Origin of the sequence: Pantoea sp. GCM10028869 (assembly GCF_042666835.1) — a bacterium.
In the GTDB taxonomy this organism is placed as follows: domain Bacteria; phylum Pseudomonadota; class Gammaproteobacteria; order Enterobacterales; family Enterobacteriaceae; genus Pantoea; species Pantoea leporis.
Genome location: NZ_JBHTGO010000001.1, coordinates 1 through 15,116, shown reverse-complemented (window position 1 = coordinate 15,116; position 15,116 = coordinate 1). Strand labels below are relative to the sequence as shown.

General features: G+C 60.5%; 6 protein-coding genes. 4 read left to right on the top strand and 2 right to left on the bottom strand.

From position 1 onward, the window contains the following. Nucleotides 1–96: 96 nt before the first annotated feature. The gene (locus ACFQW4_RS00030) at nucleotides 97–2,283 is read right to left on the bottom strand and encodes a TonB-dependent siderophore receptor (protein ID WP_377722981.1); all 2,187 of its coding nucleotides are present in this window, start codon (nucleotides 2,281–2,283) and stop codon (nucleotides 97–99) included. Nucleotides 2,284–2,561: 278 nt separating this feature from the next. Between ACFQW4_RS00030 and fes the strand changes: the two genes are divergently transcribed. The 4 genes from fes (at nucleotide 2,562) to entS (ending at nucleotide 13,948) form a co-directional block, all read left to right on the top strand. After that, nucleotides 2,562–3,920, top strand: a complete 1,359-nt coding sequence (fes, locus tag ACFQW4_RS00025) for an enterochelin esterase (RefSeq protein WP_377722979.1) — start codon at nucleotides 2,562–2,564, stop codon at nucleotides 3,918–3,920. Beyond that, nucleotides 3,913–4,134, top strand: a complete 222-nt coding sequence (locus tag ACFQW4_RS00020; RefSeq protein ID WP_110866731.1) for an MbtH family protein — start codon at nucleotides 3,913–3,915, stop codon at nucleotides 4,132–4,134. The genes fes and ACFQW4_RS00020 overlap by 8 nt, the downstream gene beginning before the upstream one ends. A gap of 52 nt (nucleotides 4,135–4,186) precedes the next feature. Further along, the gene (locus tag ACFQW4_RS00015; RefSeq protein ID WP_377722976.1) at nucleotides 4,187–12,580 is read left to right on the top strand and encodes an amino acid adenylation domain-containing protein; all 8,394 of its coding nucleotides are present in this window, start codon (nucleotides 4,187–4,189) and stop codon (nucleotides 12,578–12,580) included. Nucleotides 12,581–12,685: 105 nt separating this feature from the next. Then, on the top strand, nucleotides 12,686–13,948 hold the full coding sequence (gene entS / locus ACFQW4_RS00010; RefSeq protein WP_377722974.1) for an enterobactin transporter EntS: 1,263 nt from the start codon (nucleotides 12,686–12,688) through the stop codon (nucleotides 13,946–13,948). On the opposite strand, the gene fepB is transcribed toward entS, so the two are convergent. Next, nucleotides 13,945–14,895 carry a Fe2+-enterobactin ABC transporter substrate-binding protein gene (gene fepB, locus ACFQW4_RS00005; RefSeq protein WP_350262148.1) on the bottom strand — a complete coding sequence of 317 codons (951 nt, stop codon included), beginning with the start codon at nucleotides 14,893–14,895 and terminating at the stop codon, nucleotides 13,945–13,947. The two genes, entS and fepB, sit on opposite strands and share 4 nt — an antisense overlap. Between the last annotated feature and the right edge of the window lie 221 nt (nucleotides 14,896–15,116).

Here is a 15,116-nt window from a genome sequence, read left to right as displayed (position 1 = left end):
AGTATTTTCCGAAAACCGCTTAATAAATACCTGGCTGAAAAGCGCGTCGCACGGAATGCGAAACGAAACGGCGGCCACGCAGGCCGCCGGAGGGAATTACCAGCTGTAGCTGACCGAAGCCACAATAGTGCGACCGCTGCCGTAGAAGCAGGCGCTTTCATTACTGCATGACGCCACGTAGTGCTTATCCGCGATGTTGTTGACGTTGAGCTGCAGCGTGGTGCCACGCAGCGAGTTCGCCGCTTCGCCCAGCTCATACTTCGCCATCGCATCATACAAGGTGTAATGCGGTACTTTGTCGACGCCAATTTCATCCGCTGGCGCGGTGCCGGTATAACGTACGCCGCTGCCCAGCGTTAAGCCGCTCAGCACGCCATCAAGGAAGGTATAGCTGCCCCACGCCGACGCCGCATGACGCGGAATGCTCGACGGTGAATGGCCGATGCGCTGCGTGATGCTGCTCTCTTTGGTCACCGCATCGGTGTAGGTATAGGCCGCTAACAGTTTGATCTCTGGCGTAATCTGCGCATGCGCTTCGGTTTCGATGCCTTTCGAACGCACTTTACCAATCTGCTCGTTATAACCGGTCACGCTGTTATAAGCGGTGATGTTTTTCTGCGTGATATCAAACGCTGACACGGTTAACACCGCATCCCAACCTACCGGCTGATACTTCACGCCCACTTCGGTCTGTTCGCCGGTGGTCGGTTTAAAAGGATCGGTGCCTGGCGCGCCGCTGTTGAGGTTTGGCTCGAACGAGGTGCTGTAGCTGACGTACGGTGAAATGCCGTTATCAAACGCATACAGCAGACCCGCGCGGCCAGTGAACTTGTTGTCATTCTGCTGGGTTTCACTGTCGTCGGTGCGATCCTGCGTGCGCACTTCGCTCCAGTCGTGACGTCCGGAGAGCAGCAGGTTCCACTGATTCCACTCCAGCTGATCCTGCAGATAAACACCCACCTGATCGAGCTTCTTGCGCGTGCTGGTGGTGAGCGTCAAATCGCTCTCGTTGATCCTGATGCGCGTCGGATTCGACCAGTCGAGGATGTACTGATCGCCGCTGTCGCGCCACAGTTTGTTATCGACGTCGCTCCACTTGTAATCGAGCCCGCCGAGCACGGTGTGCGCGATGTTGCCGGTTTCAAAGGTGGCTTTCAGCTGGTTATCAAGACCCAACTCTTTCGACTTGATCTTGTCATGCTGCGGACGACGATTGATGGAGTGATCGTTATCGGCATCAAAGGTATACACCAGATATTTGTACGATTCGTCCATGTTGCTGTAGCGCAGATTCTGCGTGAAGCTGATGTTATCGCTTAAATTGTGCTCGAAGATATAGCCAATCGACGTCTGTTCGCGCTTGGCTTCGTTAAAGCTTGGATCGCTGACGTTGAAATCGTAAGGGATAAAGCCCGCGCTGCTCTCTTTCAACGTACCGCTGGCCGGCAGGAAGTTACGGTATCCCGCTTTCGGCTCATTTTGATACATCGTCAGCAGCGTGAAACTGGTGTCTGCGTTCGGCAGCCAGGTTATCGCTGGCGCAATCGCCATGCGCTGCTGTTTGTTGTCCTTAACGAACTCATGTTTGGTGCTGGCAATACCGTTCAGGCGGTAAAACAGCGTGTTGTCATCATTCAGCTTGCCGCCAAAATCAAACGCCGCTTCACCCAAATGCTGATTGCCGGTGCTGAGCTGTACTTTGTGAATGCTCTGCGCGGTCGGGCGCTTGCTGGTCATGGCCACGATACCGCCCGGATTCACCTGGCCGTACAGCACAGAAGCTGGGCCGTGGATCATCTCTACGCGCTCCAGCAACCAGGGATCGATCTGCCCCGCTGCGCCCGCCTGGCCGGATAAACCGTAGCTCAGGCCATCAAGGAACTTCGGCGCATAGCGGAAACCGCGCGCGATGATCTCATCATTACGGTTGGAGTTACCGCGATAGTTGGTCAACACGCCGCTGCTGTAGCTCAACGCATCCGCGACGGAGGCCGCAGCCTGATCGTCCATCTGCTCGCGGGTAATCACCGAAATGGATTGCGGGGTTTTGCGCAGCGGCGTCGCGGTTTTGGTGCCTGCCGCGCTCTCTTTCGCCACGTAGCCCTGCAGCGGCGAGGTCACGCTTTCACGCGTGTCGGCGTTGACGGTAAGGGTCTCTTCGGCGGCCACGCTGAAGGCGGCTGGTGTCACCAACAGAATTGAGGCCAGAGAAAGGTACAGAGGATTGAATCTGAACTGCCGTGCCACAGCAGGTATTGCTGAATTTTTAGCGTTAACGGACATAGTTGCCATCTCTATTTCAAACTGCCTTGTAAATGAAATAATCCGTTCAGTCGCCCTCACCCAACGACAAGGGCCGTAACGGATTGAAATATTAATCTCTTGCGTAATTGACGGTCCTAATCTCCCCGCGTGACGTCCTTCACAAAATAATCCACTGAAATTACGAAGGTTTATCAGGCACGAAAAATCATATTGCAAATGTAAATCGTTATCAATAGCATTTGCATTAGCTTTGATTAAGTAAAGACAGTGAACAAAATGTGGAGATGGGTTGCAGGATGTTTCTAACAAGCGCAGAAAATACGACGCAGACGTGGTTGCCCGCCGGAACAGTTGCGCAATGGTTGCAGCAGGCCGAAATAGGAAGCGAAAGCTGGTGGCAGCGGCTGTATGCGGTAGGTACGCCGCTGGTGGAGCGTGACGAAAGCGGTCAAACGACCATGCACTTCTTCTGGCGCGATCCCGAAGGACATTCCGCACGTTCTTCCACTGAACGGGTTTATATCGATATTAACGGCGTCACCGATCACCACAGCGAAGCGCCAGAAAGTCTGGTGCGCGTCGGCGACAGCAACGTCTGGTATTGGTCGACCGCCATTGAATCTGACTGGCGCGGCAGTTACAGCCTGATCCCCGCCACCGCGCAGCAGTTACCGCCGCTGTTTTGTGGCGATGATGCCGAATGCCGCGCGCTGCAGCGTAAGTGGTGGATCTCGCTGATGCCGCTGGCGATCCCCGACAAATTCAATCCCACGCCGCCGTTTCTCAGCAGCCGCCGTTTTGCGCTGAGCAACGCGCACATGCCGGATGCGCCGGATCAATCGGCCTGGCGCGCGCTGGATGCCGGCATGGCCGAAACCTGGCCGGATACGCTGCAAACCCTGCAGTGGCACAGCGCGTTGCTCAACGTCACACGCAACGTCTGGCTTTATAGCACCGGAACAACCGCTCAGCCGGAACAGCGTCCGCTGGCGATTCTGCTCGATGGACAAAACTGGGTGTACGGCCAACCGATTTTCAGCGCGCTGGATCAGGTCACCGCGGATGGCGCACTGCCGCCCGCCTGCTGGCTATTTATCGATGTTATCGACAGCCAGCACCGCGAAGCCGAACTGCCGTGCAATGAAACCTTCTGGCAAGCGGTGCAACAGGAACTGTTGCCGCTGGCACGCCAGCACGCGGCGTTCAGCAGCGACGCCGACCGCACGCTGGTGGCCGGGCAAAGCTATGGCGGACTCGCCGCGCTCTATGCCGGATTGCACTGGCCGCAGCGTTTTGGCCGCATTCTTACACAATCCGGCTCCTTCTGGTGGCCGCATCTGCAATACATCCGCGACTACGCCAACCGCGAGCAGCACGCACCCGGCTTGCTACTCGAGCGGCTGCAACAGGGCGATTTACCGACGGGCAAGCTGAAGATTTTCCAGGAAGTGGGCGATCGCGAGGCGGACATGGTGTACGTCAACCAACAGATCGCCCCGGCGCTACAGGCCGCAGGCCATGAATTACATTTTCGCCGCTTCGCCGGAGGGCACGATGCGTTGTGCTGGCGTGGCGGTTTGATCGACGGCTGCCGCTGGCTGCTGGCCGATTTTCTCTCCCCTACATCAACCTCTGAAGGTAACCACCATGTCTGAACAACAGAATCCGTTTGATAACGACGCGCTCGATTTTTTTGTGCTGCTTAACGCGCGCCAGCAATACAGCCTGTGGCCGGCTTTTGCCCCGGTTCCGGCAGGTTGGCACAACGTGGCGGGACCGCTGACGCGCAGCGCCGCCATTGAGTTTATCGAAGCAAACTGGCACGACATGCGGCCAGCGACGCAACAGACGTCGTCTACCGCGCATTAAATTTTTTTAACTTTCTCTTTTTTAAATTGTTTTTCTCGACAGGAATTGTCCTTTGGCAACGTTCAACCAACCTTATCCGTTAGTCGCGGCGCAGCCCGGCATCTGGATCGCTGACAGCATTGCGCAGCAGCGCAATCAATTTACCGTGGCGCACTACAGCGTGCTGCACGGCGACATCAATCGCGCGGCGCTGGACAGCGCCATTCAGCAGGCGATGGCGGAAGCCGATACCGTGCAGGCACGCTTCGGCCTGGACGAACATGGCAATCCGGCGCAGTGGTTTGGTGCACAAGCGCCGGTCGCGCCGGAATGGCATGATTTCAGCCAGCGCGGCGATGCCAGCAGCCATGCTCAGAAACTGATGCAGGCCGATCTCGCTGCCGATCTGCCCGCCGACGGCGACAAACCGCTCTATCGTCACGCGCTGATGCGCATCGGCGACGGCAGCTGGCTGTGGTATCAGCGCTATCACCATTTGCTGGTGGATGGCTTCAGCTTTGAAGCGTTAACTCAACGCGTCGCAGCGATCTACGCCGCCCTTTGCGCCGGCGAAGCGCCCGCGCCCTCGCCGTTTACCCCGTTCACCACGGTGATTGACGAGATTCAGCAGTGGCAGGATTCGCCAGCTTTTGCCCGCTCCGCCAGCCACTGGCAAAGTTACGCGGCGGATTTGCCGGAAACCCTGACGCTTGCCAGTGAAAACGTCAGCGATCCCGGCGATCGCCCGATCAGCTGTCAGGTAACGCTGCCGCAACTGACCACGCTGCGTCAGCAGCATCCACTCGCCGACAGCAGCGAAGGCGATATCGTCAGCGCGCTGTTGGTGGCCTATCTGGCGCGCTTCAGTAATTGCCAACGTTTGTCGATTGGCTTCCCGTTTATGCGCCGCATGGGTTCGGCTGCGATTTCTGCCCTCGGCCCGGTGGTCAACGTGTTGCCGCTGATTTTCAGCATCAGCGATGAGATGACCTTGCCGATGCTGGTGCAGCAGGTGCAAGGCGAAATCCGCAAAGCGCGCCGTCATCAGCGTTATGAAGCTGAACAGCTGCGCCGCGATCTCGGTCTGGTCGGCAGCAGCCAGGCGCTGTATGGTCCGGTGATTAACGTCAAAGTTTACCACGACGATCTGCAGTTCGATGGCCATGCAGCTCCAACGCACACGCTGGCGATGGGCCCGGTCGACGATCTCGAGTTTGAAGTCGGCTTCCGCGCTGGCGCATTGCAGCTGACGCTGGTGGCAAACCCGCGCCGCTACGAGGCAAAAACGCTACAACGTCACGCCGAGCGCATCAGCCACGTGCTCACGCAATTTGCGGCGGATGCCAACACGCAAATCGGCGCGCTGTCACTGCTGGCGCCCCAGGAACTGATCGATCTGCAACGCTGGTCGACCGGACCAACCATCGTGCCGCCCGCCGATACCCACACCATCGTCGATATCCTGCTGCAAGCCGCTGAGCACTACGGCGAGCAAACCGCGGTGGTGTGCGGCGATCGCAGCCTGAGCTATCGCCAGTTAGCCGATCGCGCGATGCAACTGGCGCATCTGCTGATTGCGCGCGGTTTACAAGCAGACGACGTGGTGGCGATTGGCATTCCGCGCTCGGTGGATTCGCTGGTAGCGATGTTCGGCGTGCTGGCGAGCGGCGCGGCTTATATGCCACTCGATCTCGACTATCCGCGCGAACGCCTGGCGCTGATGTGCGATGACGCGCAGCCGAAGCTGCTGCTGACGCACTCCAGCACGCTGGCGCAAATGCCGGAGTTGCCGCATCTGCTGATTGATCAGATTGCGTTGAACACCCTCTCCACCGCACGACCAGTTACCCCACTGTGCGGCGACGATCTGGCCTACATGATTTACACCTCAGGATCGACCGGCCGCCCGAAAGGCGTGATGAGCACCCATCAAGGGTTGCTCAATCTGTTCCTGTCGCACCGCGAGCATCTGTTCGGCCCGGCAATTGCGCGCTTCAGCGCCAGCAGCCCGCGCCGCATGCGCGCCGGTCACACCGCCTCCTTCTCGTTCGATTCTTCATGGGAACCGCTGTTTTGCATGCTGATGGGCTGCGAGCTGAATATCTTCGACGAAGAGCTGCGCCGCGATGCGTGGGGCCTGATTCAGCAGATGAACGCGGTGCCGGTTGATTTGCTGGATATCACGCCGTCATTCTTTTCGCAGATGATCGACAGCGGCCTGCTGGAAGCCGATAACCATCGTCCCTCTTTCGTAATGATTGGTGGTGAAGCGGCCACGCCAACGCTGTGGAAGCTGATGCAGCAACAGCAGCAGATGGAGATCCACAACTATTACGGCCCATCGGAATACACCATCGATACGCTGGGTGCCAGCGTCATGGCGTCACCGCAGCCGGTGATTGGTCGTCCGGTGGGCAACAGCGAAGTCTATTTGCTGGATAACCAGTTGCGTCAGGTGCCGATTGGTTCTGCTGGCGAGCTGTATATCGCCGGAAGCGGCATCGCGCGCGGTTATCTGCGTCGTCCCGATCTCACCAGCGGACGCTTTGTCGCTAACCCCTTCCGCGATGGCGATGTGATGTACCGCAGCGGCGACCTGATGCGCTGGCGTCAGGATGGACAGCTGGCGTTTATTGGGCGAACCGATCACCAGATTAAAGTGCGCGGCTTCCGCGTTGAACTCGGTGAGGTTGAAAACGCGCTGGTGGCGCTGTCAGAAGTCAGCACCGCCGTGGTGATCGCCGAGGTGATGGGCGCCACGCATCGCCTGATTGGTTACTGCTCGGTGCAGGATGACGCGCTGCGTGCCGATGCCGATCTCAACGCCCGTTTGCTGGCGCAGCTGGCCACGCAGCTGCCGGATTACATGGTGCCTGCGGTGCTGATGGTGCTGGACGAGTTGCCGCTCAACGTTAACGGCAAGATTGATCGTCAGGCGCTGCCGAAGCCGCAACAGGCGCAGCAAAGTCAAAGTCGCGCCGCCAGCACGCCGCAGGAGCAGCTGATTTGCCACGCCATTGCGAGTCTGCTGGGGCTGGAGAGCGTTGGCGCGGAAGATGATTTCTTCGCGCTCGGCGGCGACAGCATCTCAGCGATGGGGCTCAGCACCGCCGCGCGTCGCGCTGGCTATCTGTTGCGTCCACGCGAAATCTTTGCCGAACGCACCGCCGCCCGCATGGCGCGGGGTTTGCAGCCGCTGGCGCAGCACCACACCGGCGCGCGCGTCGCGCAACAGGGCGCGATTGGCGGCTTACCAATTTTGCACTGGTTCAACGCCCAGGCGGGCATCAATGCGCGCTTTGCTCACGGCGTACTGCTGTCGGTGCCGCCGCAGTTGCAGCTCGTTCAGTTGGAAATACTGATCGATCAGCTGGCGCAGGCGCATCCGGCGCTCAACGCCTTTACGCGTGGCGATCAGCTGATTGTCGGCGAAGCGCTGACGACGCGCCCTGCTCGCGTGCGTGCGCTGGAGGTGCAGGACCGCGACCAAGCAGCGGAACGGGCGTTCCGCCAGGATGCTGAGGCGCTCGACCCGGCTAACGGCGCGCTGCTGCACGCCACGCTGCTGCAGCAAGATGGCGCCAGCTGTGGGCTGGTGTTTACGCTGCATCACCTGATTGTCGATGGCGTCTCGTGGCGCGTATTGCTGGAAGAACTGCAACAGGCCGGTGACGCGCTGCTCAATAACACGCCGCTGGTGATCCCCGCCGAGGAAACCTCGCTGCACGACTGGTCTGCCGCGCTGCTGGCGAACCTTGCGGCGCGCGCCAGCGAGTTACCGTTCTGGCAGCAGATGCTGGCCGAGCCGCTGCCGCTTGTCGGTCAACGGGCGATTCAGTCCGGCGATCGCCAACAGCATCAACGCACGCTGCTGGATGCCTCAACCACGCACGCGCTGCTCAACACGCTGCCGCAGCACTATCGCGCCACCAGCGAAGAGCTGCTGCTGACCTTGTTGACCCTCGCTCTGCGCCAGCTCAACGGCAGCGCACAGCAGCGCGTCACGCTGGAATCGCATGGCCGTGCTGAACTGCATGCGCAACAGGATCTGGCGCGCACCGTAGGCTGGCTGACGTCCGAATTCCCGCTGCTGCTGCCGTTGCCAGAAAATCCACATGCGCCGCTCAATGAGTGCGTACGCGCGGTGAAAGCGGTACTGCGTGCGGTGCCGGATCGCGGCATTGGCCACGGGCAGCTGCGCTGGCTCGATGCACATCGCGGCGTGACGCTGGAAAAACTGGCGGCACAACACGCGCCGCAGGTGCTGTTTAACTACCTCGGGCGCTTTACACCGCGCAGCGGTGACTGGACGCCACAGCGCACCGCGCAACAGTTCCGTGACACTTTCGCGGTATTGCAGGATGACGCGCTGCCGCTGCAGCACGCGTTGGAACTCAACGTCTTCGTTGAGGAGCAGCCACATGCGGCGCAGCTGGCGCTGAACTGGAGCTGGGCGGACGGCGTGCTCAACGCCGAAGCGATTACCGATTTACATCGGGCAATGGCGGCTGCCGCGCAGGCGCTGATCGCGCTGGCCCAACAGCAACCGCAGCACGCCGCCCACACGCTGGTGGCCGCCGAGGTGGCGCTGGAAGGCGTTGATGACGCGCTGCTGCAACAGCTGCATGCGCGTCACGGTGCGTTTAGCCATGCGCTGCCGCTATTGCCGCTGCAGAAAGGTTTGCTGTTCCACGCGCAAACCACCGCGCAGCAAGGCAGCTATAACTCGTTAACCCGCCTGACGCTGAGCGGCGATATCAGCCCCGCAGCGGTACAAACCGCGCTCGACGCGGTGTTACAGCGTCATCCGCAGCTGGCGGCGCGCTTCGACGCCGAACTCAGCCTGCAACCGCTGCAGCTGATACCGGAAGGCGAATTGCACTGGCCGCTGACGCTGCTTCAGTTGGGCGAGGAAGCGGACATTCAGGCGTTGGAACATCAGGCGCTGGCGCAGGATCTGTTTAGCCAGCCAATCATGCTGCACGCCACGCTGATCGCCCATCGCGATGGCGCGCGCTGGACGCTACTGCTCAACGCGCATCACTTGGTGGTGGATGGTTGGTCAACGCCGGTGATCCTCAACGATCTGCTCAGCGCGCTGCGCCAGCAAATCTTGCCCGCGCACAGCAGCAGCTACGCCGACATCGTGCGTCAGCTCAGCCAGCGCGACAGCCATGAAGCGCGTCAGCAGTGGCAAGCTTGCCTGAAAGACGTGCGTCCGACGCTGCTTTATCCGCAGGCCGCCGATAGCGCGGTCAACGAAAAGCGCATTACGCTGGATGCCACGCTGGAGCGGGAACTCTATGCCCTATGCCGGGCGCGCGGCTTAACCCTGAACACCGTGATGCAGGGATTGTGGGGCTTGCTGCTGTCGGTCGCCAGCGGCCAGCAAGACGTGGTGTTTGGTGCGCCGGTTTCTGGCCGTTTTGGTCAGATTGACGGCATCGATCAGCACGTTGGCCTGTTCAGCAATACGCTGCCGGTGCGCGTACGCTTCGATCATCAACGTTCGTTACTGGCGCAGCTCGCCGATCATCAGGCGCAGCAAATCCAGCTGATTGAGCAGGATTGCCTCGGCCTCGCCGAGATTCAGCAGTGTGTCGGCGTCGGTACGCTGTTCGATACCTTGCTGGTGGTGGAGAACTATCCGGACAACCAAACGCTGCTGGATGCCAACGCTACCGTGCGCTGCGAAGCGATCCATAATCGCGGTTACACGCACTATCCGCTGACGCTGCTGGTGCTGCCGGGCGAACAGCTGACGCTGCTGATGGAGTATCGCGACTGCGTCAGCGAGCCGGAACGTCTCGCCGAACGCCTATTATTGCTGCTGCAACAGCTGGTCAGCACGCCGGATCTGCCGCTGACGCAGTGGAAGTTGCAAACGCTGGCCGAGCAATCGCTGCTCGCCTGGGTGAATAACACCGGCGTGCAGCTGGAAAATGAAACCCTGCAACAGGCGATTGCCCAGCAGGCGGCGCGCACGCCCGACGCGCTGGCGCTAATGGATGTCGACCACCGTCTGAGCTACGGCGAAATGCAGCGTCAGGCCGCGCTGCTGGCGGATCGCCTGATTGAAGCGGGCGTGATGCCAGGCGATATCGTCGCCGTGGCGCTGCCGCGCTCGGTGCGTCTCAGCATTGCGCTCACTGCCATCCTGCAGGCGGGCGCGGCGTACTTGCCGCTGGATATCGGTTATCCCGATGAGCGTCTGGCTTACATGGTGGAAGATGCGCGGCCGTGGGTGCTGATCACCGAATCCGCGCTGGAAACCCGCTTTGCCACGTTTGGCACGCTGATGATGTTTGATGGTTTAGCCGGTGAACACATTCAGCCGCGCCATCCTTTGCCGCAGGCGGACGCCAGTCGCCCGGCTTACGTGCTTTACACCTCGGGCTCGACCGGTAAACCTAAAGGCGTGGTGGTGAATCAGCGCGCCATCGTCAACCGCCTGCGCTGGATGCAGGCCAGCTATCCGCTGCGCGCCGACGATGTAGTGTTGCAGAAGACGCCGTGCAGCTTTGATGTATCGGTGTGGGAGTTTTTCTGGCCGCTGATGACCGGTGCGCAGCTGATGATGGCGCCGCCGGAAGCGCATCGCGATCCGCAGGCGCTGTGGCAGCTGATCGACGATTATCGCGTGACCACCCTGCACTTCGTGCCCTCGATGTTAGCGGCCTTTGTCGGCCATCTCGCCGCGCAAACCGAGCAAGCTTGCCCAACGCTGCGCCGCGTATTCTGCAGCGGTGAAGCGCTGGCGTGCGACCTGGCGCGCAGCTATCAGGAGATGATCGCCGCGCCGCTGCACAATCTGTATGGCCCAACCGAAGCCGCCGTCGATGTCACCTGGCAACCGGCCAGCGGCAGCGCGCTGGAAGGCCTTAACGGGCCGGGCGTGCCGATTGGTCGTCCGGTGTGGAACACGCAGCTGCATATTCTCGATAGCCTGCTGCGACCGGTGCCGGTTGGCGTGCCGGGCGATCTCTATCTCAGCGGCGTGCAGCTGGCCGATGGCTATTTGCATCGCGCTGATCTTACGTCACAGCGCTTTGTCGCCGCGCCGTTTGCCGAAGGCGAGCGCATGTATCGCACCGGCGATATCGCCAGCTGGCGCGCCGACGGCGCGGTGGAGTATCTCGGCCGCAGCGACGATCAGCTAAAAATGCGTGGACAACGTATCGAGCCGGGCGAAATCGAACAGGCGCTAGTGGCGCTGCCGGGCGTGGCGCAGGCGGTGGTGGCGGCGCGCGCGCTGACGCAGCACGCCACGCCGGGCGTCGATAACCGTCAGCTGCTCGGCTGGCTGGTGGCCGAAACGGGCGTGGCGCTGGATATCGACGCGGTGAAGCAGCAGCTCGGCGAACGTCTGCCGGCGCATATGCAGCCGGTCAGCTATCTGCTGCTCGACCATCTGCCGCTCAGCGCCAACGGCAAGCTGGATCGTAAAGCGCTGCCGATGCCGCAGCTCAGCGCGCGCAGCGGCCGCCTGCCGCACAGCGCCAACGAGCGTTTGCTGGCGGATCTGTTCCAGCAGCTGCTTGGTTGCGACAGCGTGTTTGCCGATGACGACTTCTTCGCGCTCGGTGGTCATTCGCTGCTGGCGATGCGTCTGGCGGCGGAACTGCGTCGTCGTGAGGTGCCGCCGCTCAGCGTCGGGCAGATCATCGCCGCGCGCAGCGTGGAGAAGCTGGCGGCGCTGCTTGACGGCGGTGCCAACAGTGAAAGCGGTGGCAACGGCGAACTGCTGCCGCTGCGCGCCGGTCACGGCCCGACGCTGTTCTGCATCCATCCGGCATCCGGCTTCGCCTGGCAGTACAGCGCCCTGCTGCACTATCTCGACGGCGACTTCCCGATTGTCGGCCTGCAATCGCCGCGGCCAAACGGCGTGATTGCTGCCTGTCACAGCGTGGAGGCGATGTGTGAACGTCATCTGCAGGCGATTCGCCAGCAGCAGCCGAGCGGTCCGTATTTCCTGCTCGGCTATTCACTCGGCGGCACGCTGGCGCAAGGCATTGCGTCACGTTTGCAGGCGCAGGGTGAAACGGTGGCATTTCTTGGCCTGCTGGATACCTATCCGGCAGAAGGTCAGGACTGGCGCACGCCGGATGCCGATGAAGCGGAACAGGAAGTGGCGCGTGAGCAGGCCGAGTTTATGGCTGCGACCGAAGATGAGCGCGATCCGCTACTGCGTGAAGAGAAGGCGGCGATGTTTAGCACCATCGTCGCGAACTACAAAGACGCCGTCGCACGCCTGGCTGAAGCGCGAACGCCGCGCTATGCCGGCCACGCCACGCTGTTTATGGCCGAGAAAACCCTGCCGCCGGAGATGGATGTGCGCGCCAGTTGGGCACTGTTCGTTGATGAATTGACGATCTTCCCGCTGGATTGCGAACACGCCGATATTCTTTCAGCAGATTCGTTGCAGGTGCTGGGACCGTTGATAAATCGTTTGTTAGCTCGGCGTTAATTAAGGCACATACCGTAGCGGCGCGATTCATCGCGTTTTGACAAAAAACGCGCAATAAGTTGCGCCGCTACGGGTGATGCAAATGTGATTCACCGTTGGAGATTTATGGCTAAGCCCTCGATATTCCTAGATTTCAGTTTGCTTAAAAACAATGCATCCTTCCGCGCGATATTCTGCGCGCGCATGCTCTCGGTATTTGCCCTTGGCATGCTGGCGGTTGGCGTGCCGGTGCAAATTCAGGCGATGACCGGCTCCACGTTGCAGGTTGGTGTGGCGGTAATGCTCGATGGCATCGGCATGTTTATCGGCCTGCTGCTCGGCGGCGTGCTGGCCGATCGCTACGATCGCCGCAAATTAATCCTGTTCGCGCGCGGCACCTGCGGCATCGGCTTTGTGCTGCTCAGCCTCAACGCCTTCAGCCCAGCGCCTTCATTGCTGGCGCTCTACTTCCTCGCCTTCTGGGATGGCTTCTTTGGCGCGCTCGGCATGACTGCGCTAATGGCAGTGATCCCGCTAATCGTCGGACGTGAACATCTGGCGGAAGCCGGTGCGCTCAGTATGCTAACGGTGCGCCTCGGCGCGATTTTGTCGCCCGCGCTCGGCGGCATGATCATCGTTGCGGCGGGTGTCGGGTGGGCGTTTGCGGTCGCCGCGATTGGTACGCTAGCAACGCTGATTCCGCTGGTGCGTTTACCGTCGATGAAGCCCGAACAACAGGAGCCGGAGCATCCGCTGCGCGCGCTGGCGAGCGGCATGCAGTTTGTCTGCCAGCATAAAGTGGTGGGCGCGGTGGTGCTGGTTGGCTTGCTGCTCAGCATGGTTGGCGCGGTGCGTATTCTGTTCCCGGCGCTGGCGCTGACCTATCACGCCGATGCATCCGCATTAGGATTGATGTACTCGGCGGTGCCGCTGGGTGCGATGATCGGTGCCTTTACCAGCGGCTGGGTGCGGCAGTTAACGCGCCCGGGATGGGTGCTGATGGGTTGTGCGCTACTGGCATTTGCCTGTATCGCCTCACTCGGTCTTTACAGCCATCTGCTGCCCGCGCTGCTGGCGCTGGTGTGTTACGGCTACAGCAACGCCATCGCCTCGCTATTGCAGTTTATGCTGACGCAGCACCACACGCCGGATGCGCTGCTGGGACGCGTCAACAGCCTCGGCACCGCGCAGGATGTGACCGGCGATTCGGTTGGGGCATTGGGTTTGGGGGCGCTGGCACGCGTGCTGGCACCGCTGAGCAGCGTGCTGTGGTTTGGTGGACTGGCGGCGGGATTGCTGGTGCTGCTGTCGCTGGCGGCGCGCGGCCTGCGCTCGGCGCGCCTCAGTGAACAACCGGACGCGCCGCAGCCCGCCACCGCAGACGCTTAACGGGTAAACTGCCGCTCGATGCTGCTGAGCATATTGCTGGCGCTGTAGTAATCGAGGCGGAAAGTATCGTTGCCCACGGCAAAGATGTCGTGCTGCTGTACCGCCGGCAGATGGGCGAGGAACGGATTCTTCGCCACCTGCGGCACGGTTTTCTCATCAGCAGCGAATAGCAAAAGCGTGTTACCGGTGATGCCATCGGCCATGTTTTCGCCGTTCAGCTGAATAATGTCATTGCGCTTACCCATGCTGGTGCTGCCCTGAAAACTGGCGGGCGGCGCGGCCAGCGTAAAGCCCAAATCCTGTAACAGTGCGCCCTGCGCCGATGCGGGCGTCCACAAGTTCATCCCGCGCCCATCTTCGTAATAGACCAGCGCAGAGGTCGGCTGCGGCGGCAGCGTAATCTTGTGACGCACTGCTTCGACTCGTTGGTCGAATGCTGCGATCACCTTATTGGCATCAGCTTCATGGCCGGTAATCTCGCCCAGCTGCAAGGTCAATGCCTGCCAGCTTTTATCGCCGTAGTCGATCACTAACACCGACGCGATGGTTTGCAGCTGATCGTAAAGGCGCAGCGCCGAATCGCCGCCGGTGGCGGCAATCACGATCAAATCCGGCGCTTCGGCGGCAATCGCTTCGGCATTCGGCTGTGAGATATAGAGCGGTTTAACCTGACGCGCTTTGGCCATCGCGCTCCATTGCGTAAAAAAGCCCTGCGCATCCGATACGCTGCTATTGCGGCTGGTGGCGCCGGAGCCAATCAGCGGCGCGTTAATTGCCAGCAAAGTGCCACTCAGCGTAACGCTGGTCGAGACAATGCGCTGCGGCGGCTGTTGCAGCGTGAAGGGGCCTTTCGGTGTGGCGATAGTGCGCGGCCAGGCGGCGTCGGCTTGTACATGGGTGCAGATGAAAAACAGGCTAAGCAGCAGAGAAAGAGCGGGGAAACGCATCAGGTTGTCCATCACTTGATAGTTGAGAATAAATATCATTATCAAAAATAAGTGTAGGTGCAAGGGAAATTGTGCGTGGTTTCCCCTCACCCTAACCCTCTCCCGCTGTACAGTCCGGGGACATGGTGAACACTTGTTCGGGGACATGGTAGACACTTACAACTAAGGCATAAGAACCCGTTTATGGAGTCGCTTATGTCCTGGGATGCGAGAGATACCAT

Coding starts and splice junctions, on each gene's coding strand:
- ACFQW4_RS00020 (WP_110866731.1), top strand. CDS start 3,913: ATGTCTGAACAACAGAATCCGTTTGATAACGACGCGCTCGATTTTTTT.
- ACFQW4_RS00030 (WP_377722981.1), bottom strand. CDS start 2,283: ATGTCCGTTAACGCTAAAAATTCAGCAATACCTGCTGTGGCACGGCAG.
- fes (WP_377722979.1), top strand. CDS start 2,562: ATGTTTCTAACAAGCGCAGAAAATACGACGCAGACGTGGTTGCCCGCC.
- fepB (WP_350262148.1), bottom strand. CDS start 14,895: ATGCGTTTCCCCGCTCTTTCTCTGCTGCTTAGCCTGTTTTTCATCTGC.
- entS (WP_377722974.1), top strand. CDS start 12,686: ATGGCTAAGCCCTCGATATTCCTAGATTTCAGTTTGCTTAAAAACAAT.